Consider the following 19,960-nt stretch of genomic DNA (forward strand, 5'->3'; position numbering starts at 1 on the left):
CCGGGCAGCGATCAGACGGGCCCACACCCCTATGTTGATGAGGCTCGACGCCGATGGGCCCGCATAGACTGAAACCTCACTCTGGCGAGGCTCGGATGAAACACTCTGCAAACCTGCTGGCTCCGCTCGTCGCCGGCCTGATGGCGCTGGCAGCCCCGGAGGTCGGTGCGGCCACGCCGGCCCTGACCCTGGACAGCGTCGGCGCCACCTTCCCGACCGACGGCAAGTTCACGCTGGGCTTCGAGTTCATGGTGTCCGAGGCGGTCGAGGTGGTCTCGCTGGGCGTCTTTGACGGCGGAGCGCCCGGGCTCGCTGCGCCGGCACAGGTCTCGCTGTGGCTGGACGACCAGGTTGGCACCCTGCTGGCCACGACCGAGGTGGCCGCCGGGACCGTTGCGACCCTGGTGGGCCAGTTCCGGCATGCGGCGATCAGCCCACTGACGCTGCTGCCGGGCCATATCTACGTCATCGGGGCCTATCTGCCGGTCGGCGAGGCCACCGCCTTCAATATGGGCGGCGACAGCAGCGTGGGCAGCTTCGACGGGCGCCTGACCCAGGTGGTGGACCGCTACTGGGACGACGGCCAGGACTTCCCGCTGGGCTCGTCCGGTGTGGCCGGCTCGGCCTGGCTCGGTGCGAACTTCCAGATCGCCGCGGTGCCCGAACCGGGCCAGGCCGGCTTGCTGACCCTGGGCCTGCTGGGCCTGGCGCTGCGGCGCCGGCAACTGATGAGCGCCGGCACATCGGCGGTTCAGAGCAGCTCGGGCAGCATCGTGCAGCGTTAGTTGGCTCCCGGTCGGGCCCTGGTGCCAGCGCGGCGCGCCGAGGCACGCGCGCAGCCGGGGCTAGGCCCGAGGTGTGGGCACAATCGGGGCCATGAGCCAGACCGATACCCTCGCCGCCGCGGATCGCGCCGCCGCCCTGCGTGCCCAACTTCATCACCACGCCCATCTCTACTACGTGCTCGATGCCCCGGTGCTGCCGGATGCCGAGTACGACAAGCTGTTCCAGGAGTTGCAGGCGCTGGAGGCCGCCCACCCCGAGCTGCTGAGCCCCGACTCGCCCACCCAGCGCGTGATCGGCCAGGTGCTGGACGGCTTTGCGCCGGTGCGCCATGCCGTGCCGATGCTGAGCATACGCACCGAGACCGACACCGAGGCCAGCGGCGCCCGCGCCTTTGACGAGCGCGTGCGCCGCCAGCTCGAGCTGGGCGAGGACGCGCCACCGGTGGAATATGCCGCCGAGCTCAAGTTCGATGGCCTGGCCATCAATCTGCGCTACGAGCAGGGCGTGCTGGTGCAGGCCGCCACCCGCGGCGATGGCGAGACCGGCGAGGACGTGACGCAGAACATCCGCACCGTGGGCCAGATCCCCTTGCGCCTCCAGGGCGTGGACGCGCCGGTGCTGGAGGTGCGCGGCGAGGTCTATATGCGGCGTGACGATTTCGAGGCCCTCAACGAGCGCCAGCGCGAGGCCGGTGAGAAAACCTTTGTGAACCCGCGCAACACCGCGGCCGGCGCGGTGCGCCAGCTCGACCCGGCGCTGGCCGCCAAGAAGCCGCTGAGCTTCTTCGCCTATGGCCTGGGCGAGGTACAGGGCTGGGTTGTGCCCGAGACGCACAGCGCCCTGCTGGACGCGCTGCAGGCGATGGGCATGCCGGTGTGCGAGCACCGCGTCGTCACCCAGGGGGCCGCGGGCCTGATCGCCTTTCACCAAGCCATGGGCGCGCAGCGCGATGGCCTGCCCTTCGACATCGACGGCATCGTCTACAAGGTCAACAGCCGTGCCCTGCAGCAGCGCCTGGGCTTTGTGACGCGCGAGCCGCGCTGGGCGGTGGCGCACAAATACCCGGCGCAGGAGCAGCTGACGCGCCTGCTGGCGATCGACATCCAGGTCGGCCGCACCGGCAAGCTCACGCCGGTGGCAAGGCTTGAGCCGGTGTTCGTGGGCGGCACCACGGTCAGCAATGCCACCCTGCACAACCTCTTCGAGCTGCGCCGCAAGGGCGTGCGCGTGGGCGACCAGGTGATCGTGCGGCGCGCCGGCGACGTGATCCCCGAAGTGGTGGGCGTGCTGAAGGCCGAACGCGCCGCCTACGTGCCCAATTTCCGCATGCCGCGCAGCTGCCCGGTGTGCGACAGCGCCACCGTGCGCGAGAAGGGCGGCATGGACTACCGCTGCTCGGGCGGCATCTTCTGCCCGGCCCAGCGCAAGCAGGCGCTGCTGCACTTTGCCGGCCGCCGCGCCATGGACATCGAGGGCCTGGGCGACAAGCTGGTCGAGCAGCTGGTGGACGCCGGCATCGTCGACAGCCTGCCCAGCCTCTACAAACTGGGCGTGGCCAAGCTGGCGGCGCTGGAGCGCATGGCCGAGAAGAGCGCGCAGAACATCGTCGATGCACTGGAGAAGAGCAAGACGACCACGCTGGCGCGCTTTCTGTTCGGGCTGGGGATTCGCCAGATCGGCGAGACCACCGCCAAGGATCTGGCGCGACATTTCGGCTCGCTCGACGCCTTGATGGACGCCAGCGTCGAGCAGCTGCTGCAGGTGCGCGATGTCGGCCCCATCGTGGCGCAGAGCATCCACATGTTCTTCGCCCAGCCGCACAACCGCGAGGTGGTGGCGCAGCTGCGCGCCGCCGGCGTGCATTGGCCCGAGGGCGAGGGCGCTGCCGCCGAGCAGGGCCCCAAGCCGCTGCTGGGCAAGACCCTGGTGCTCACCGGCACGCTTCCCACGCTCTCGCGCGACGCCGCCAAGGACTTGATCGAAGCGGCGGGCGGCAAGGTCAGCGGCTCGGTCTCCAAGAAGACTCACTATGTGGTGGCGGGCGAGGAGGCCGGCTCCAAGCTCGACAAGGCGCGCGAGCTGGGCGTCACGGTGCTGGACGAGGCTGGCCTGCAGGCCCTGCTGCTTAGCGCTTCGTCAACTCAAAGCGCTTGATCTCACCCACCACGAAGAGGTAGCAGCACACCGCCACCAGCGCATTCGCGGCCACGAAGACCAGGGCCGCGTTGAAGGAGCCCGTGCCCTTGATGAGGTAGCCGATCACGATCGGCGTGGTGACGCCGGCGGTGTTGCCGAAAGTGTTGAAGAGCGCGCCGCTCAGGCCCGAGATCTCCTTGGGCGAGGTGTCGGACACGACCGCCCACCCCAGCGCGCCCAGGCCCTTGCCGAAGAAGGCCAGCGCCATGATGGCCACCACCAGGGTCGAGCCCTCCACGTAGTTGCAGGCAATCATGCAGGTGGAGAGCAGCATGCCGATCACGATGGGCGTCTTGCGCGCCACGGTGAGCGAATGGCCGCGGCGCAGCAGGCCGTCGGAGATCAGGCCGCCCAGCACGCCGCCGGCAAAACCGCAGATCGCCGGCAGCGCCGCGACGAAGCCGGCGTTGAGGATGGACATGCCGCGTTCTTTCACCAGATAGACCGGGAACCAGGTGAGGAAGAAATAGGTCAGGGTGGTGATGCAGTACTGGCCGATGTAGACCCCCAGCAGCATGCGGTTGCCGAGCAGCTGCTTGATGTAAGCCCACTTGGGTGCGTCGGCCTGGCTGGCCCGGGCGGCCGGCTGATCCATATCCACCAGGGCGCCGCCCTGGGCGATGGTGTCCAGCTCGGCGCGGTTGATGCCCGGGTGGGTCTTGGGGCTGTGCACCGTCTTGAGCCAGATCGCGCTCACCACCATGCCGATCGCGCCCATCACATAGAACACCGCCGGCCAGCCATAGGCATGGGTGATCCAGCCCATCAGCGGCGCGAACAGCACGGTGGCAAAGTACTGGGCCGAGTTGAAGATGGCCGAGGCGGTGCCGCGTTCCTTGGCCGGGAACCAGGAGGCGACGATGCGGCCGTTGGCGGGGAAGGATGGCGCCTCGGCGGCGCCGACCAGGAAGCGCAGGGCGAACAGCACCACCACCGCCGTGCCCGCGGTGGCGCTGATGAAGCTGATGCCGCCCTGCAGCAGGGTGAACAGCGACCAGATGAAGATGCTGGCGGCGTAGACCTTCTTGGAGCCATAGCGGTCCAGCAGCCAGCCACCGGGCAGCTGCGCCAGCACATAGGACCAGCCGAAGGCCGAGAAGATATAGCCCATCGTGACCGTGTCTATGCCCAGTTCCTTGGACAGGGCCGGCCCGGCGATGGAGAGCGTGGCGCGGTCGGCATAGTTGATGGTGGTCACCAGGAACAGCATGGCCAGCACCTGGTAGCGCTTGCGCGTGGCCTGGGCGCTGCTGGGCTGGGCGGCGGGGGCGGACAACGGGTCCGCGGTGGTGGCAGTGTGCATGTCTCGCTCCGGTCGATGTGGGCATGGCGCTGCCCCGCCGTCCGTCTTGAGGCGGACTGCTGTCGGGGCTTGCGCCGGTGTTCAGGCCTGCATTTAGGCCTGTGTATAGGCCGTCTTCACGGTGGTGTAGAACTCGGCGGCATGGCGGCCCTGCTCGCGTGGCCCATAGCTGGAGCCCTTGCGGCCGCCGAAGGGCACGTGGTAGTCCACGCCCGCGGTGGGCAGGTTCACCATCACCATGCCGGCCTGGGCATGACGCTTGAAGTGCGTGGCATGCTTGAGCGAGCTGGTGGCGATGCCGGCGGCCAGGCCGAAGGGCGTGTCGTTCGCCAGCGCCAGGGCCTCCTCGTAGTCGCGTGCGCGCAGCACGCTCACCACCGGGCCGAACACTTCCTCGCGGTTGATGCGCATGGCCGTCGTGGTGTCGGTGATGAGGGCCGGGCGCAGATAGAAGCCGGGCTGGCCCTCGGGGTTGTGGGCCAGGGCCTCGCCGCCGCAGGCCAGGCGCGCGCCCTCGGCCTGGGCGATGGCGATGTATTCCAGGTCCTGGCCCAGCTGGCTCTGGTCCACCACCGGCCCGATGTCGGTGCCAGGCTTGCGTGCGTCGTCCACCTTCAGGCTCTGCATGCGCGCCACCATGGCGGCCACGAAGCGCTCGTGGATGCCCGCGGTGACGATCAGGCGCGAGGAGGCGGTGCAGCGCTGGCCGGTGGAGAAGAAGCCGCTCTGCACCGCGCAGTTCACCGCCAGGTCCAGGTCGGCATCGTCCAGCACGACCATGGGGTTCTTGCCGCCCATCTCGAGCTGGAACTTGGCCATGCGTGCGACGCAGGCGGCCGCCACCTTCTGCCCCGTGCCCACCGAGCCGGTGAAGCTGATGGCGGCGACGCGGCGGTCATCCAGCAGGGTGGCCCCCACCTCCGAGCCGCGCCCCATCACCAGATTGAACACCCCCTGCGGCAGGCCGCTGCGCGAGAGGATCTCGGCCAGCGCCCAGGCCGAGCCGGGCACCAGATCGGCCGGCTTGAAGACCACGCAGTTGCCATAGGCCAGGGCCGGCGCGATCTTCCAGGCCGGGATCGCGATCGGAAAATTCCAGGGCGTGATGATGCCCACCACGCCGATCGGCTCGCGCGTGATTTCCACGCCCACGCCGGGCCGCACCGAGGGCATCAGCTCGCCGCCGGGGCGCAGCGCCTCGCCGGCAAAGAACTTGAAGATATTGCCGGCGCGCGCCACCTCGCCGACGGCCTCGGGCAGGGTCTTGCCTTCCTCGCGGGCCAGCAGCTCGCCCAGCTCGGCGCGGCGCGCCAGGATTTCACTGCCCACCGCGTCGAGGATGTCGAAGCGCTGCTGCGGCGTGGAGAGGCTCCAGGTCGGGAAGGCGGCCTCGGCGGCGGCGATCGCCAGGCGCGCCTGGGCGGCATCGGCCTGGGCGTATTCGCCGATCAGGTCGCGCGTGTCCGAGGGGTTGATATTGCGTGAGACGCGCTGGCCTTCCAGCCACTCGCCGGCGATCAGATTCTTGAACATCGTCATGTTTGCTTTCTAGCGGTCCAGCGCGGGGCGCTTGGGGTCGAAGCGCCAGCCGGGGATCAGGTCTTGCATGGCGATGGCGTCGTCGCGCGCGCCCAGCCCATGCTGCAGATAGAGCTGGTGGGCCTTCTCGACCTCGACCATGTCGAGCTCGACGCCCAGGCCCGGTTTTTTGGGCACCTGCACATGGCCGCCGACGATCTGCAGCGGCTCCTTGCTGAGGCGCTGGCCGTCCTGCCAGATCCAGTGCGTGTCGATGGCGGTGACCTTGCCGGGCGCGGCCGCGCCCACATGGGTGAACATGGCCAGCGAGACGTCGAAATGGTTGTTGGAATGCGAGCCCCAGGTGAGGCCCCAGTCGCGGCAGGTCTGGGCCACACGCACCGAGCCGGCCATGGTCCAGAAATGCGGGTCGGCCAGCGGGATGTCCACGCTCTGCAGGGCCAGGGCATGGCTGAGCTGGCGCCAGTCGGTGGCGATCATGTTCGTGGCCGTGGGCAGGCCGGTGGCGCGGCGGAACTCGGCCATCACCTCGCGGCCGGAGAAGCCGTCCTCGGCGCCGCAGGGGTCTTCGGCATAGGCGATCACGCCGCGCATATCGCGCATCAGGCGGATCGCGTCCTTGAGCAGCCAGCCGCCGTTGGGGTCCAGCGTCACGCGTGCGCTGGGGAAGCGCTCGTGCAGCGCGCGGATCGCCTCCACTTCCTCGTCGCCGCGCAGCACGCCGCCCTTGAGCTTGAAGTCGTTGAAGCCGTAGCGCTCGCGCGCGGCCTCGGCCAGGCGCACGATGGCCTCGGGGGTGAGCGCCTGTTCGTGACGCAGGCGGCACCAGTCGTTGTCGGCGCCGGGTTCGCTGGCGTAGGGCAGCGCGCTGCGCGTGCGGTCGCCCACATAGAAGAGATAGCCCAGCATCTCCACCGCGTCGCGCTGCTGGCCTTCGCCCAGCAGCGCCGCCACCGGCACGTTGAGGTGCTGGCCCAGCAGGTCCAGCAAGGCGGATTCAATCGCCGTCACCGCATGGATGGTGGTGCGCAGGTCGAAGGTCTGCTGGCCGCGGCCGCCGGCATCGCGGTCGGCGAACTGCGCCTGCACCGTCTGCAGCACGCGCTGCTGCGAGCCCAGGGGCTGGCCCAGCACGAGGGCGCGCGCATCCTCCAGGGTCTGGCGTATCTTCTCGCCGCCCGGCACCTCGCCCACACCGGTGCGGCCGGCGCTGTCGGTGAGTATCAGCAGATTGCGTGTGAAGAAGGGGGCGTGGGCGCCGCTGAGGTTGAGCAGCATGCTGTCGCGGCCGGCGACGGGGATCACGCGCAGCGCGCTGATCACGGGGGTGGCGGAGAGGCTCATGCGGGGTGGTCTCTTTGCATCAGTCGGCGGTGATCTTGCCCAGCTCGATCACCTTTTTCCAGCGTGCGAACTCGCTCGCCTGGTAGGCGCTGAACTGCTCGGGCGTGTTGGCCACGATCTCGAAGCCCAGCTCCAGCAGCTTGGCCTTGACCTGGGGCTCGTTGAGGGCGGCCACCAGTGCGCCATGCAGCTTGCCCTTGATGTCGGCCGGCAGACCCTTGGGCGCGGCCACGGCCTGCCAGGAATAGACCGTCACGCCCTTGATGCCCAGCTCTTCCAGCGTCGGCACCTCGGGCAGCTGCGGCGAGCGCTTGCTGCCGGTGACGGCCAGGGCCTTGAGCTTGCCGGCCTTGATATTGCTGAGGCCGGTGTTGATGTTCATGAAGGTGGCATCCACCTGGCCGCCCAACAGGTCTGACAGCGCCGGGGCGCCGCCCTTGTAGGGGATGTGCAGGCCCATGGTGCCGGTCTGCTGCCAGAACAGCTCGGCGGTGAGGTGGTCGCTGGAGCCATTGCCCGAGGAGGCGAAGCTCATCTTGTCGGGATTCGCCTTCATGAAGGCCACCACCTCGGCCAGGCTCTTGTGCGGCGAGCTCGCCGGCACGGCCAGCACATTGGGCGCCTGTACCGCAAGGGTGATGTAGTCGAAATCCTTGAGCGGGTCGTAGCCCACGTTCTTCATCAGGTGCGGGCCGATCACGAAGGGCCCGAGCGAGGACACCAGCAGGGTGTAGCCATCGGGCGCGGCGCGCTTCACCAGGGCCGAGCCCACGGTGCCGCCGGCGCCGCCCTTGTTGTCGACGATGAAGCTGCCGCCCAGCTTCTCCTGCAGGCGCGGGCCCACGGCGCGGGCGATGGCGTCCGACGAGCCGCCGGCCGGGAAGGGCACCAGCAGGGTCACCGGCTTGCTGGGCCAGGGTTGGGCCTGCGCCAGCGTCGCCAGGCCGAGCAACAGGGTCGTTAGCAGTTTTTTATTCATCGTCATCATCATCATGGTTTGTCTCCGTTCTGACTTGTTGGTTTACTGCGGGCCGAGCTTGGAAATCAGGGCGCCCAGCTGGTCCACCTCGGCGGGCAGCAGGTCCGACAGCGGCGGCCGCACCGGGCCGGCGCTGTGGCCCACCAGGGTGGCGCCGGCCTTCACGATGGACACCGCATAACCCTCGCCCTTGTTGCGCAGCGCGATATAGGGCAGGAAGAAGTCGCGGATCAGGCGGTCGCAGGTGATGGTGTCACCAGCTGCGTGGGCGTTGTAGAACTCCATCGCCGTCTTCGGGATGAAGTTGAACACCGCCGAGGAATAGACCGGGCAGCCCATGGCCTTGTAGGCGCCGGCAAAGAGCTCGGCGGTGGGCAGGCCGCCCAGATAGGCGAAGCGCTCACCCAAGGTCTGGCGGATCGCGACGAACTTCTCGATATCGCCCAGGCCGTCCTTGAAACCGATCAGGTTGGGGCAGCGCTCGGCCAGCACCAGCAGGCTTTCCGGCGTGAGCTTGCAGGCGCCGCGGTTGTAGACGGTGACGCCGAACTTGACGCTCTTGCACACCGCCTCGACATGGGCGATCAGGCCGGCCTGGCTGGCCTCGGTGAGGTAGTGCGGCAGCAGCAGGATGCCTTGCGCGCCCAGGCGCTCGGCCTCCTGCGCGTACTTGATGGCCAGGCTGGTGCCGCCACCGGCGCCGGCGATGATGGGGGTACGGCCGCGGCAGGTGTCCAGCGCCACCTTGATGACCTCGCTGTACTCGCCCGGCTCCAGCGAGAAGAACTCGCCCGTGCCGCCGGCCGCGAACAGCGCCGAAGCGCCATAGGGTTGCAGCCACTCCAGCCGCTCGGCATAGGGCTTGGGCGCGAAGCGCAGCTGGCTGTCGAAATCGGTCAGCGGGAAGGACAGCAGGCCGGCTTGCAGCACGCTCTTGAGTTCTTGGGGCGACATGGATCAGGCTCCTGCGATGGTGTGGTGTGAAAGGCGGAGGCCAGCGTGCCGGCCTGTTGATGTTGTATGTCATCGTACAACTAAGTTCAAGCGAGGCGAAGTGAGGGGAATTACGCATCAGCCCAGATCGGCCTGGGCGCGGCGCCGGCGCTCGCGGCTGTTGGTGAGGTGGGTGCGCATGGCGGCGCGCGCGGCATCGGGGTCCTGGGCGGCGATGGCGTCGAAGATGTTCTCGTGCTCGCTGTTGACGCGCCGCAGATAGGCCTGGCGCTCGGCGCTGAGCTCGCCCGCCGGCTCGAGCCGGGCGCGCGGGATGATCTGGCTGCCCAGGGTGTTCATCAGCTCGGTGAAGTGGCTGTTCTGGGTGGCGCGGGCAATCTCCAGATGAAACTGGAAGTCCGCCGCCACCGCGTCCTGGCCGGCTTCCACCGCCGCCACCACCGCACCCAGCGCGGCGCGCATCTGCGTCAGATTGGCCTCGCTGCGACGCTGGGCGGCCAGGCCGGCGGCCTCGGTTTCCAGGCCGATGCGCAGCTCCAGCACCGCGATCACGTCCTGCAGGGTGCTGAACTGCTCGGGCGTGATCTTGAAGGCCGGCGCATCGCCGATGCCCAGCACAAAGGTGCCGATGCCGTGGCGGGTCTCCACCAGCCCGGCGGCTTGCAGCTTGGAAATGGCCTCGCGCACCACCGTGCGGCTGACCTCGAACTCGGCCATGATGGCGGCCTCGGTGGGCAGCTTGTCGCCCGCCTGCAGGCGGCCGTCGCGGATGCGCTGGCCCAGCGAATCGACCAGCTCCAAGGCCAGGGTGCGGGGGCGTCGGCGGGCGGGAGCGGCAGGGCTGTTCATGGCTTGTACGTACTATCCCGAGGGTCCGGTGCAGGGCTTTGGCCTACAGTTCATGCAAGTTGTACGACAACTAGACGACGTACAACAAGTGTTTTGTGCACTGTAGCAACATCTTCCGGGTTCCGACATGACCGAACAAACGCCTCCGCGGCCTCCGCGCCCGCCGCTGACGATACGCATGCACGCGGACGACAACGTCGCCATCGTCGCCAACGACGGCGGCTTGGCCGCAGGCACCTTGCTGCCCGACGGCGTGCCGGGGGCCGGATTGCAACTGCGAGACAAGCTGCCGCAGGGCCACAAGCTCGCCCTGCAGGACATCGCACAGGGTGAGCCGGTGCTGCGCTACGGCGTCCCGATAGGCTATGCATTGAAAGACATACCCGCCGGCAGCTGGGTGCATGAGCGCCTGCTGCAGATGCCCTCGGCGCGCGCGCTCGAAGGCCTGCCGATGGCCACGGTCCGGCCTGCGGAACTGCCGCCGTTGCAGGGCCATACCTTCGAGGGCTATCGCAACGCCGACGGATCGGTGGGCACGCGCAACATCCTGGCCATCACCACCACGGTGCAATGCGTGGCCGGCGTGGTGGCGCAGGCGGTGGCGCGCATCAAGGCCGAGTTGCTACCGCTGTACCCCCATGTGGACGACGTGATCGGCCTGGAGCATGGCTATGGCTGCGGCGTGGCCATCGACGCGCCCGGCGCCGAGATCCCGATCCGCACGCTGCGCCATATCTCGCTCAACCCCAACTTCGGCGGCGAGCTGATGGTGGTGAGCCTGGGCTGCGAGAAGCTGCAGCCCGAGCGCCTGTTGCCGCCGGGCTCCTTCGCCATCACGGACGAGCGTGCGGCCGACGCGGGCCCCGAGACCATCTGCCTGCAGGCCGAGCACCATGTGGGCTTCATGTCGATGCTGGACGACATCCTGCAGAGCGCGCGCCCGCACCTGGAACGCCTGAACGCGCGCCGGCGCGAGACCCTGCCGGCCAGCGCCCTGGTGGTGGGCCTGCAATGCGGCGGCAGCGATGCCTTCTCGGGCGTCACCGCCAACCCGGCGCTGGGTTTCTGCGCCGACCTGCTGGTGCGCGCCGGCGCCACGGTGATGTTCAGCGAGAACACCGAGGTGCGCGACGCGGTGGAGCAGCTCACCAGCCGCGCCGCCACGCCCGCGGTGGCCGAGGCGATCGTGCGCGAGCTGGGCTGGTACGACCGCTATCTGGAGCGCGGCCGGGTGGACCGCGCCGCCAACACCACGCCGGGCAACAAGGCCGGTGGCCTCGCCAATATCGCCGAGAAGGCGATGGGCTCCATCGTCAAGAGCGGTAGTGCGGCGATCTCGCATGTGCTGGCGCCGGGCGAGAAGCTCAGGCCCGATCAGCGTGGCCTGGTCTACGCCGCCACGCCGGCCAGCGACTTTATCTGCGGCACCCTGCAGCTGGCCGCCGGCATGAATCTGCATGTCTTCACGACCGGCCGCGGCACCCCGTACGGGCTGGCCGAATGCCCGGTCGTGAAGGTGGCCACGCGCAGCGATCTGGCGCGGCGCTGGCATGACCTGATGGACGTGAATGCCGGCCAGATCGCCGACGGCGAGGCCAGCATCGAGCAGGTCGGCTGGCAGCTGTTCGAGCTATTGCTGGAGGTGGCCAGCGGCCGCAAGAAGACCTGGGCCGAGCATTGGAAGCTGCACAACGCCCTGGTGCTGTTCAACCCGGCGCCGGTGACTTGAGATTGTGATGCCAACTCAGGCCGGCTTGGGCGCCGGCAGCGGCAGCCGCAGCAGGCCCACCGCCAGCGCCGTGCCCAGCAGCACGATGGCGCAGCCTGCGGCCATGTGCAGGGTGAAGGCCTCGGCCAGGAACAGATAGCCCCAGAGCACGGCGAACACCGGGATCAGAAAGGTCACCGCGATGGTGTTGGTGGGCCCCACCCGCTGCATCAGGCGGAAATAGAGGATGTAGGCGATGCCCGAGCACAGCACCGCCAGCAGGGCCACGCTGGTCCAGGCCTGGGCGCTCGGCAGCTGGGCCGGCCATTGCCAGGCGGCCAGCGGCGCCAGCATGAAGGCGGCGCTGACCTGGCTGCCGGTGGCCACCGTGAGCGGGCCGACCTTGGCGAGATAACGCTTGGTGTAGTTGGCCGCGATGCCATAGCACAGGGTGGCCACCAGGCAGGCCAGGATGGCCCAGCCGCTGCCGCCGGGCTTGAAGCTGGCCTTGTCCCAGGCCAGGAAGACCACGCCGGCAAAGCCCAGCGCCAGGCCGCTCAGGCGGCTGGCGTTCAGGCCCTGCGAGAGCCAGATCCAGGCCACCAGGGCGCCCCACAGCGGCGTGGTGGCGTTGAGGATGCTGGACAGGCCGGCGGTGATGGAGAGCGCCGCATAGGCATAGAGCGCGAAGGGGATGGCACTGTTGAGCAGACCCACCGCCAGCAGCGGCTTCCATTCCCGCAGCAGCTCGCCCAGGCCCTGGCGCGCCGCCAGTATCGGCAGCAGGAACAGGCTGGCGCCGCCGACACGCAGCGCCGCCATTGCCAGCGGGCCGAACTCATGCGCGCCCAGGCGCATGAAGAGAAACGAGGCGCCCCAGATGGCGGCCAGCAGGCTCAGTTCGCTCAGGTCTTTGGATTTCATCGGTGCTTTTCTTTCTTGGCTGCATCGGCCAGCGCGGCGCGGCGCCAGAGCTGCAGCACGGCATAGCTGCGGTAGGGCGCAAAGGCCGCGGCCGCTTGCTGCACCTCACGCGGTTTCAGTGGCGCGTCCGGCGGGCTGAGCTGCTTGCGCAGCACCACGTCGGCCTCGGGAAACATATCGGGCCAGCTCCAGCCGCGCATCAGCATGTATTGCGCCGTCCAGGGGCCCAGGCCGGGCATGGCCTGCAGCTCGGCCAGGGCTTCGGCGGGCGTGCCCAGGCCGGCGGCAAAGCGCGAGCCGGGCCAGGCGCGCGCCAGCGCGATCAGGGCCTCGGCACGGCGCCGGATGATGCCCAGCGCGGCGATCTCGTCCACCGCCGCAACGGCGATGCGCGCCGGGCTCGGGAACAGCCGGTGCACGCTGGCGGTGGTCTGCCCCTCGGGCAGCGGCTCGCCGAAGCGCTCGACAAAGCGGCTGGCCAGGGTGCGCGCCGCCGCCACCGTGACCTGCTGGCCCAGCACCGCACGCACCGCCAGCTCGTAGCGGTCGACGCAGCCGGGCAGGCGCATGCCGGGTTCCGCCTGTGCCAGCGCGCCGAGGCAGCCATCGATGGTGGCGGGCTCGGCATCCAGGTCCAGCCAGCGGCGCAGGCTGGGCATCAGGCTGGCCACCGCCGGCCAAACGGCCGAGCAGGGCAGCAGCCAGACGCGCGGCAGCTGGGCATCGAATTGCAGCTCCACCCGCCCCGCCAACCATTCGCCCTGGTGGCGCACGCGCAGGCTGCGGCTGATGCGGCGCTCGGCCAGATCCACCTCCTCGATGCCGGGAATGGCGCGCGCCGCCAGGAACTGCAGCAGCGCATCGACCGCGAAGGGCGGGCGGTAATTCAGTGCCAGCCTGGGCTCACCGCAGGCGCTCAGGTTCAGGCTCTGGCCGCGCCGCAGCGCCGAGGGCTGCAGCCGGTATTGCTCGGCAAAGGCGGCGTTGAAACGCCGCAAGCTGCCAAAGCCGGCATGGTGGGCCACCTCGGCGATGGGCATGCGGGTGTCGCTGAGCAGCTGCTTGGCCAGCAGCAGGCGGCGGGTCTGCAGGTATTGCAGCGGCGTCACGCCATGCTCGGCCAGAAAGATGCGGCGCAGGTGGCGGCTCGTGATGCCCAGATGCGCGGCCAACTGCTCCATCGAGCCGGCGCCATCCTCGGCCCACTCGGCCTGGTCCAGCCAGGCGGCGGCCTGCTGGGCCAGGGTGCGCGAGGCATCCATCACCGACCAGGCCGGCCGGCCCGCACGCGGCGCCAGCTCGGGCCGGCATTTCAGGCAGGGGCGAAAGCGCGCCGCCTCGGCCAGCGCGGCGCTGCCGAAGAAGCGGCAGTTCTCGGCCTTGGGCGTGCGCACCCGGCAGATCGGTCGGCAGTAGACGCCGGTGGAGGTGACGCCCACGAACCAGCGCCCGTCAAAGCGCGCATCGCGCGCCAGCAGGGCGGGGTAGCAGAGTTCGGCGCTGAGGTCCGGGCTGGTTGACATGGCCGCATGATAGGGGCGCGGCCGGCGCACTACTGGCCGGATCCGGACATGTGGCTGGCTTACTTGAAATAGCGCTGCTGCAGCCGCGCCACGCTGCCGTCCGCCACCAGCTGCTGATAGGCCTGCAGCCAGCGTTCGGCCTCGCCCTCGGCCAGGCGCAGCGAGGTGCCCATATACAGATCGGCCTCGCCCAGGCTGGTGTGGGTCTTGAATTCGCCGCGTGGGTAACCGTATTGCTCGATGGCGGCCTGCAGCATCGGCGCGCCGGCATAGATGGCCGTCAGCATGTCGCTGCGCAGCATGCGCAGGAGGTCCTTGTAGTCCTTGGCCTCGGTGACGCTGGTGAACTTCTCGGCCTGCAGGTTCTTGATGATGGGCGAGCCGCGCAGCACGCCGATGCGGGCGTGGCGCAACTGCTCGAGGCTCAGGTTGGGCTCGCCGGCACGGCCGACGAAGCTGTAGCGCACATGCATCAGCAGGATCAGCCAGCGGAACTTGGCTTCGCGGTCGGGCGTGCGCGCCAGCGGGAAGACGCCGAGGTTCTCTCCCTCCTCGGTCATGCGCACCGCGCGCGCCCAGGGATAGAAGTCCACCGTGTCGCTGCGCCCCAGGCGCTGCGACATCAGCAGCGCCAATTCATAGGCATAGCCCTCGGGGCCCTGGCTGCCCTGCCAGACGAAGGGGGGCAGATCGCCCGCCACCCAGCGCAATTGGCCCGGTGGGCCGGGCGGGCTGGCCACAGCAGCGGCGGCACACAGCAGGCCAAACAAAAGACCAAGCAGCTGACGACGCAAGCTCATGGACATCGATGTGGAAGGCCTGTGCCGGCCGCTGACTCCCCGCTCCGTATCGACTCTAGCACCGCGCCGCGCCCGATGGCTCCCCACGGGCATGGGGGCCGCGCTACATGGACTTGAACAGATGCACGTAGGCGCGGCTCACCGGCAGCTCGCGCGGCAGGGCGCGGAAGCGCACATAGAGCCGGCTCAGCTCGTCGCGCCGGGTGCCGGCCAGATGGGCCAGATTGATGATGGTGGAGCGGTGCACCTGCCAGAAGCTCTGCGGGTCCAGCTGCGCCACCAGCTCGGTGATGGGCGTGCGTATCAGGTACTCGGCCGTGGCCGTCTGCACGCAGGTGTATTTCTCGTCGGCGTGGAAGTAGACCACCTCGTCCACCGCGATCTGGTGCATGAGCTCGCCCTGGCTGGCGCGGATGTAGCGCAGCGTCTGCCCCGTTGCCTGCGCGCCCAGCAGCTGCTGCAGGGTGCGGGCCAGCCTGGCGTCGGGCTCGGCATCACCCTCGGCCGCGCCGGCGAGGCTGAGCCTCACGCGCGCCAGCGCCTTGGCCAGGCGCTCGGTCTTCACCGGCTTCAGCACATAGTCCAGCGCGGCATGCTCGAAGGCCTCGAGCGCGTATTCGTCATAGGCGGTGACGAAGACCACGCGCGTCTCGCCCTCGATGCCCTGTGCCACTTCGAGGCCGCTGAGGCCGGGCATCTGGATGTCCAGAAAGGCCAGGTCGGGCCGCAATGCGGCGATCTGGGCGGCCGCCTCGTTGCCGTTCCTGGCCATCGCCACGATGGTGAGCTCGGGCCACAGCTGGGCCAGTTGCTCCTTCAGGTACTGGGCCAGGTGCGGCTCGTCGTCGGCGATCAGGGCGGTGACGGCAGATGGCATGGTGTGCTCGTTCAGTTGGTTTCGTAGGGAATTTCGAGCAGGGCCTGGGTGCCGGGCTCGGCGGCTTGCAGCTGCAGACTGGCGCGCTCGCCGTAGCGGCTTTGCAGGCGGGCGCGGATGTTGGCGAGCGCCATGCCGTGGCCGCGTCGGCCGCTGCGCCGCGGGGCGTCCAGCCCCAGGCCATCGTCCCGCACCGTCAGGCGCAGCTGGCCCTGCTCGACGCTGGCCTCGATCACGATGTGGCCGCCCTCCAGCTTGGGCTCCAGGCCATGGTGGATGGCGTTCTCGATCAGCGGCTGCAGCAGCAGCGGCGGCAGGCGCGCGCCACGCGCCGCCTCGCTGGCCTCGATGCGGAAGGCGAGCCGATCGGCCATGCGGGCCTGCATCAGGCTCAGATAGCTCTGCGCCATGTCCAGCTCCTGGGCCAGGCTGCAGCTGTCGCTGCGCAGTTGCTGCAGGCTGGCGCGCAGATAGTCGGTGAAGGCCTCCAGCATGCGCTTGGCGAGCGGCGCGTCCACGTCGATCAGGCTCTGCACATTCGCCAGCGTGTTGAAGAGAAAGTGCGGCTCGATCTGGGCCTGCAGCAGGCGCAGCTGCGCCTCGCTGGCCTTGAGCCGCTGTTGCTGCCGCTGCCAGCGCCACTGGCTGTTCAGGTGCACCAGCACCGAGATGACGATGGAGGTGACGATGAACTGCGGGATGGAGAAGTTCTGCAGCGTGAAGATGCGCCAGGCATCGATCTGCAGCGCCCAGCTCATCACCCACAGCGAGATGGCAAAGCCCAGGGCGACGCAGAACATGCTGTAGAACATGTAGAACAGCGCCGCGCGCCAATCACGCGCGCCGCCCAGGCGCTGCAAGGTGGCGCGCGGCAGCGCCGCTTGCAGGCCACGCCGTACCAGCTGGAAGGTGTAGCTGACGCACAGCATGGTGATCACATTGGCGGGCAGGGTGTAGCTCCACCAATGCGCCGCGCCGAGCTGCTCGCCCAGCCAGCCCGCCAGCACGCCGATCGCCGCGCCCAGCACCAGGCCCGCGCCGGTGCTGATGAGCAGCAGGAACCAGAGCGGCGTGCGGCTCTCGGTCTGCAGGCGCCAATGCTCGCTCCAGGCCTGCTTGAAGGGTGAGCTTGTATCCATGGGCGGCGAGTGTAGACAGGCCGGCCTCCGCCGGCGCCCTTGCGCGACGAAACGCCAGCGCGGCCGACGACCGGCGAGTTACGGCGCTGCAACAAGGGCCATGCCTACAATCCGCCCAAATCCAATTCGCCAAGCAAGGCAAGACAGGACATTCATGCAAGTCAATGCATCCATCTTCAAGGCCTATGACATCCGCGGCGTGGTCGGCACGAGCCTGAACGAAGAACTGGCCGAGCACCTGGGCCGCGCTTTCGGCACCGAGGCCCGCAAGCTCGGCGAGAAGGCCGTGGCGGTCGGCCGCGACGGCCGCATCTCGGGCCCCGCCCTGGTCGCCGCGCTGATCCGCGGCCTGCGCTCGACCGGCCTCGACGTCGTCGACATCGGCGCCGTCACCACGCCGATGCTGTACTACGTGGCGGCCACGCGCATCCAGCATGGCTGCAACTCCGGCATCATGGTCACGGGCAGCCACAACCCCAAGGACTACAACGGCTTCAAGATGGTGCTGAAGGGCGCGGCCGTCTACGGCGAGCAGATCCAGGGCCTGCGCCAGCGCATCGAGGCGGAGGACTATGCGAAGGGCAAGGGCCGCGTGGCGCAGATGGACGTGGGCGCCGAGTACGCGCACCGCATCGTCAGCGACTGCAAGCTGGCGCGCCCGATGAAGATCGTCGTCGACAGCGGCAACGGCATCCCCGGCGCCAGCGCCCCGGCGATCCTGCGCGCGCTCGGCTGCGAGGTGATCGACATCTATTCCAGGGTCGATGGCGATTTCCCCAACCACCATCCCGATCCCTCGCGCCCCGAGAACCTGGAAGACCTGAAGCGCATCGTGCATGCCTGCGATGCCGAGCTGGGCCTGGCCTTCGACGGCGATGGCGACCGCCTTGGCATCGTCACCAAGGACGGCACGATGATCATGCCGGACCGCCAGATCATGCTGCTGGCGGCCGACATCCTGAAGCGCAAGCCCGGCGCCGAGATCATCTTCGACGTCAAGTGCACCCAGCGCCTGGGCCCCTGGATCCGCGAGCATGGCGGCCGCCCTCTGATGTGGATGACCGGCCATTCGCTGGCCAAGGCCAAGCTGAAGGAAACCGGCGCGCCGCTGGCCGGCGAGCTCTCGGGCCATATCTTCTTCGCCGAGCGCTGGTATGGCTTCGACGATGCCATGTACACGGCCGGCCGCATGCTGGAGATCCTCTCGCGCGCGGCCGACCCCAGCGCGGTGCTGAACGGCCTGCCCAACAGCTTCAACACGCCCGAGATCAACGTGCCCTGCGCCGAGGGCGAGCACCACGAGGTGGTGGCCAAGCTGAAGGCCTTGACCACGCTGGCCGACTTCCCCGGCGCCAAGGAGCTGGTCACCATCGACGGCCTGCGCATCGAGTACGAAGACGGCTTCGGCCTGATCCGCCCCAGCAACACCACGCCGGTGCTGGTGCTGCGCTTCGAGGGCCACACCCAGGCCGCGCTCGAGCGCATCCAGCACGATGTGCTGGCCCAGCTCAAGCGCGTCAAGCCCGACGCCACCTTCGCGGCCGGCCATTGACGCAAGAGCGCCTCGCCGAGCGCCTGGCCCGCTGGGTCTACGGCACCCTGCTGCGCCTGCTCACGCCCTACTACCTGCTGCGCCTGTGGCGGCGCGGCGGGGCCGAGCCGCTCTACCGCGCGCATTGGGGTGAGCGCCTGGCGCTCGCCGGCCCCACGGCGGCGCCCGGTGCGATCTGGGTGCATGCGGTCTCGCTGGGTGAGACGCGTGCCGCGGCCGCCCTCGTCGACGCCCTGCGCGAACAGCGCCCCGGCATGCGGCTGCTGCTCACGCATGGCACGGCCACCGGTCGCGAGGCCGGCCAGGCCCTGCTGCGCGCGGGCGACATCCAGGTCTGGCTGCCCTACGACACGCCCGGCGCGGTGCGGCGCTTCATGCAGCGCCATAACCCGGCCATCGGCCTGCTGATGGAGACCGAGATCTGGCCGAATCTGCTGCATGCCGCACGCCGGGCCGGCGTGCCCATGGTGTCGGCGAATGCGCGCCTGTCGGCCAAGAGCGCGCGCCAGGGCGAGCGCTTTCGGCTGCTGCTGGCGCCGGCGGTGCGCGGCCTGGCGCTGGCGCTGGCGCAGACCGATGCCGATGCCCAGCGCCTGCGCGCGGGCGGCGTGCCGCAGGTGGCGGTGATGGGCAATCTGAAGTACGACCTGCAGCCCGATGCCGCGCTGCTGGCGCGCGGCCGCGCCTGGCGCGCCGCCCTGGGCGCACGCCAGGTGCTGCTGTTCGCGGTCTCGCGCGAGGGCGAGGAGGCGATGCTGCTGCAGGCCTGGGCGCAGGTGCCGGCCGCCGGCCGCCCGCTGCTCCTGATCGTGCCGCGCCATCCGCAGCGCTTTGACGAGGTGGCGGCGCTCATGGCCGCGCAAGGCCTGAGCCTGGCGCGCCGAAGCCAATGGCTGGAAAACGGGCAAGACCTGCCCCCCGACGCTGCACTGGCTGCCGACGCCTGGCTGGGCGACAGCATGCGCGAGATGGCGCTCTATTACGGCCTGGCTGACGTGGCCCTGCTGGGCGGCAGCTTTGCCCCGCTGGGTGGCCAGAACCTGATCGAGGCGGCCGCCTGCGCCTGCCCGGTGGTGATGGGGCCGCATACCTTCAATTTCGCCGAGGCGGCCGAGCTGGCGCTGGCCGCCGGCGCGGCGCAGCGCGTGGCCGACATGTCGCAAGGCCTCGCCGCCGCCCTGGCCCTGCTGGCCGAACCCGGCGCGCTGGCGCGGGCCGGCGAGCAGGCCGAGCGCTTTGCGGCCCAGCATCGCGGCGCGGCGCGCCGCATGGCCGAGGCGGTTGAGGCGCTGTTGCGCTGAGCGCTCAGCCGCATGACCGGCGCGGGCACAGCTCGGCCGCCGTCGAATACCAGCCGCCACTGCGCCGGGCCAACACCATTCGGTCGAGCGCCGCCCCCACTGCGGCACGGCATGCCACGGCTCGTCTCAGAGCGCTGGCGCGGCGCTGCCGGCGCGCCGACAGTGCGGCCATCGAAGCAATCGGAC

General features: G+C 69.5%; 16 protein-coding genes. 5 read left to right on the top strand and 11 right to left on the bottom strand.

Translation table 11 applies throughout. The features are described 5' to 3' along the window. Positions 1-95 precede the first annotated feature (95 nt). Together AC3WQY_RS10495 and ligA are read left to right on the top strand one after the other, a co-directional pair. The gene (locus tag AC3WQY_RS10495) at positions 96-785 is read left to right on the top strand and encodes a DUF4082 domain-containing protein (protein WP_492708106.1); all 690 of its coding nucleotides are present in this window, start codon (positions 96-98) and stop codon (positions 783-785) included. A gap of 91 nt (positions 786-876) precedes the next feature. Next, entirely contained in the window at positions 877-2,940 is a 2,064-nt protein-coding gene (gene ligA / locus AC3WQY_RS10500) for an NAD-dependent DNA ligase LigA (RefSeq protein WP_492708108.1), read from the top strand. On the opposite strand, the gene AC3WQY_RS10505 is transcribed toward ligA, so the two are convergent. The 6 genes from AC3WQY_RS10505 to AC3WQY_RS10530 all read right to left on the bottom strand — a co-directional run bounded on the left by AC3WQY_RS10505 (position 2,912) and on the right by AC3WQY_RS10530 (position 9,950). Then, entirely contained in the window at positions 2,912-4,285 is a 1,374-nt protein-coding gene (locus AC3WQY_RS10505; RefSeq protein WP_492708110.1) for an MFS transporter, read from the bottom strand. The two genes, ligA and AC3WQY_RS10505, sit on opposite strands and share 29 nt — an antisense overlap. A 93-nt stretch (positions 4,286-4,378) precedes the next feature. Next, complete coding sequence (locus AC3WQY_RS10510; RefSeq protein WP_492708229.1) at positions 4,379-5,818, bottom strand: aldehyde dehydrogenase family protein; 1,440 nt, start codon at positions 5,816-5,818, stop codon at positions 4,379-4,381. Positions 5,819-5,833: 15 nt separating this feature from the next. Then, entirely contained in the window at positions 5,834-7,168 is a 1,335-nt protein-coding gene (gudD, locus tag AC3WQY_RS10515) for a glucarate dehydratase (RefSeq protein ID WP_492708111.1), read from the bottom strand. A gap of 19 nt (positions 7,169-7,187) precedes the next feature. Beyond that, positions 7,188-8,147 carry a Bug family tripartite tricarboxylate transporter substrate binding protein gene (locus AC3WQY_RS10520; RefSeq protein ID WP_492708113.1) on the bottom strand — a complete coding sequence of 320 codons (960 nt, stop codon included), beginning with the start codon at positions 8,145-8,147 and terminating at the stop codon, positions 7,188-7,190. A gap of 42 nt (positions 8,148-8,189) precedes the next feature. After that, entirely contained in the window at positions 8,190-9,101 is a 912-nt protein-coding gene (kdgD, locus tag AC3WQY_RS10525; RefSeq protein WP_492708115.1) for a 5-dehydro-4-deoxyglucarate dehydratase, read from the bottom strand. 117 nt (positions 9,102-9,218) lie between these two features. After that, positions 9,219-9,950 carry a FadR/GntR family transcriptional regulator gene (locus AC3WQY_RS10530; RefSeq protein ID WP_492708117.1) on the bottom strand — a complete coding sequence of 244 codons (732 nt, stop codon included), beginning with the start codon at positions 9,948-9,950 and terminating at the stop codon, positions 9,219-9,221. A gap of 127 nt (positions 9,951-10,077) precedes the next feature. Here AC3WQY_RS10530 and garD point away from each other — a divergent pair, with 127 nt between their 5' ends. Continuing rightward, on the top strand, positions 10,078-11,679 hold the full coding sequence (gene garD, locus AC3WQY_RS10535; protein WP_492708119.1) for a galactarate dehydratase: 1,602 nt from the start codon (positions 10,078-10,080) through the stop codon (positions 11,677-11,679). 15 nt (positions 11,680-11,694) lie between these two features. On the opposite strand, the gene AC3WQY_RS10540 is transcribed toward garD, so the two are convergent. The 5 genes from AC3WQY_RS10540 to AC3WQY_RS10560 form a co-directional block, all read right to left on the bottom strand. Beyond that, complete coding sequence (locus AC3WQY_RS10540) at positions 11,695-12,582, bottom strand: DMT family transporter (RefSeq protein ID WP_492708121.1); 888 nt, start codon at positions 12,580-12,582, stop codon at positions 11,695-11,697. Beyond that, complete coding sequence (locus tag AC3WQY_RS10545; RefSeq protein WP_492708123.1) at positions 12,579-14,105, bottom strand: DNA-3-methyladenine glycosylase 2 family protein; 1,527 nt, start codon at positions 14,103-14,105, stop codon at positions 12,579-12,581. Before AC3WQY_RS10545 ends, AC3WQY_RS10540 begins: the two co-directional genes overlap by 4 nt. Positions 14,106-14,164: 59 nt before the next feature. Continuing rightward, a complete protein-coding gene (locus AC3WQY_RS10550) occupies positions 14,165-14,905 on the bottom strand; it encodes a substrate-binding periplasmic protein (protein WP_285232051.1) in 741 nt (246 codons plus the stop codon). A 103-nt stretch (positions 14,906-15,008) separates the two neighbouring features. Beyond that, a complete protein-coding gene (locus AC3WQY_RS10555) occupies positions 15,009-15,782 on the bottom strand; it encodes a LytR/AlgR family response regulator transcription factor (protein ID WP_285232052.1) in 774 nt (257 codons plus the stop codon). Between the two features lie 11 nt (positions 15,783-15,793). Then, positions 15,794-16,921 carry a sensor histidine kinase gene (locus tag AC3WQY_RS10560; RefSeq protein ID WP_285232053.1) on the bottom strand — a complete coding sequence of 376 codons (1,128 nt, stop codon included), beginning with the start codon at positions 16,919-16,921 and terminating at the stop codon, positions 15,794-15,796. A gap of 154 nt (positions 16,922-17,075) precedes the next feature. Between AC3WQY_RS10560 and AC3WQY_RS10565 the strand changes: the two genes are divergently transcribed. Together AC3WQY_RS10565 and AC3WQY_RS10570 are read left to right on the top strand one after the other, a co-directional pair. Then, positions 17,076-18,473: a phosphomannomutase/phosphoglucomutase gene (locus AC3WQY_RS10565; RefSeq protein ID WP_285232054.1), complete on the top strand. Its 1,398-nt coding sequence runs from the start codon at positions 17,076-17,078 to the stop codon at positions 18,471-18,473. Next, positions 18,470-19,774 (top strand): 3-deoxy-D-manno-octulosonic acid transferase, encoded by a 1,305-nt coding sequence (locus tag AC3WQY_RS10570; protein WP_492708126.1) that lies wholly within the window; start codon positions 18,470-18,472, stop codon positions 19,772-19,774. Before AC3WQY_RS10565 ends, AC3WQY_RS10570 begins: the two co-directional genes overlap by 4 nt. Positions 19,775-19,960 lie beyond the last annotated feature (186 nt).

The organism is Roseateles sp. FW301-B2, assembly GCF_058788955.1.

Bases quoted from the DNA above. Each gene is read 5' to 3' on its own strand.
- AC3WQY_RS10495 (WP_492708106.1), top strand. From the start codon at position 96: ATGAAACACTCTGCAAACCTGCTGGCTCCGCTCGTCGCCGGCCTGATG.
- ligA (WP_492708108.1), top strand. From the start codon at position 877: ATGAGCCAGACCGATACCCTCGCCGCCGCGGATCGCGCCGCCGCCCTG.
- AC3WQY_RS10505 (WP_492708110.1), bottom strand. From the start codon at position 4,285: ATGCACACTGCCACCACCGCGGACCCGTTGTCCGCCCCCGCCGCCCAG.
- AC3WQY_RS10510 (WP_492708229.1), bottom strand. From the start codon at position 5,818: ATGTTCAAGAATCTGATCGCCGGCGAGTGGCTGGAAGGCCAGCGCGTC.
- gudD (WP_492708111.1), bottom strand. From the start codon at position 7,168: ATGAGCCTCTCCGCCACCCCCGTGATCAGCGCGCTGCGCGTGATCCCC.
- AC3WQY_RS10520 (WP_492708113.1), bottom strand. From the start codon at position 8,147: ATGAATAAAAAACTGCTAACGACCCTGTTGCTCGGCCTGGCGACGCTG.
- kdgD (WP_492708115.1), bottom strand. From the start codon at position 9,101: ATGTCGCCCCAAGAACTCAAGAGCGTGCTGCAAGCCGGCCTGCTGTCC.
- AC3WQY_RS10530 (WP_492708117.1), bottom strand. From the start codon at position 9,950: ATGAACAGCCCTGCCGCTCCCGCCCGCCGACGCCCCCGCACCCTGGCC.
- garD (WP_492708119.1), top strand. From the start codon at position 10,078: ATGACCGAACAAACGCCTCCGCGGCCTCCGCGCCCGCCGCTGACGATA.
- AC3WQY_RS10540 (WP_492708121.1), bottom strand. From the start codon at position 12,582: ATGAAATCCAAAGACCTGAGCGAACTGAGCCTGCTGGCCGCCATCTGG.
- AC3WQY_RS10545 (WP_492708123.1), bottom strand. From the start codon at position 14,105: ATGTCAACCAGCCCGGACCTCAGCGCCGAACTCTGCTACCCCGCCCTG.
- AC3WQY_RS10550 (WP_285232051.1), bottom strand. From the start codon at position 14,905: ATGAGCTTGCGTCGTCAGCTGCTTGGTCTTTTGTTTGGCCTGCTGTGT.
- AC3WQY_RS10555 (WP_285232052.1), bottom strand. From the start codon at position 15,782: ATGCCATCTGCCGTCACCGCCCTGATCGCCGACGACGAGCCGCACCTG.
- AC3WQY_RS10560 (WP_285232053.1), bottom strand. From the start codon at position 16,921: ATGGATACAAGCTCACCCTTCAAGCAGGCCTGGAGCGAGCATTGGCGC.
- AC3WQY_RS10565 (WP_285232054.1), top strand. From the start codon at position 17,076: ATGCAAGTCAATGCATCCATCTTCAAGGCCTATGACATCCGCGGCGTG.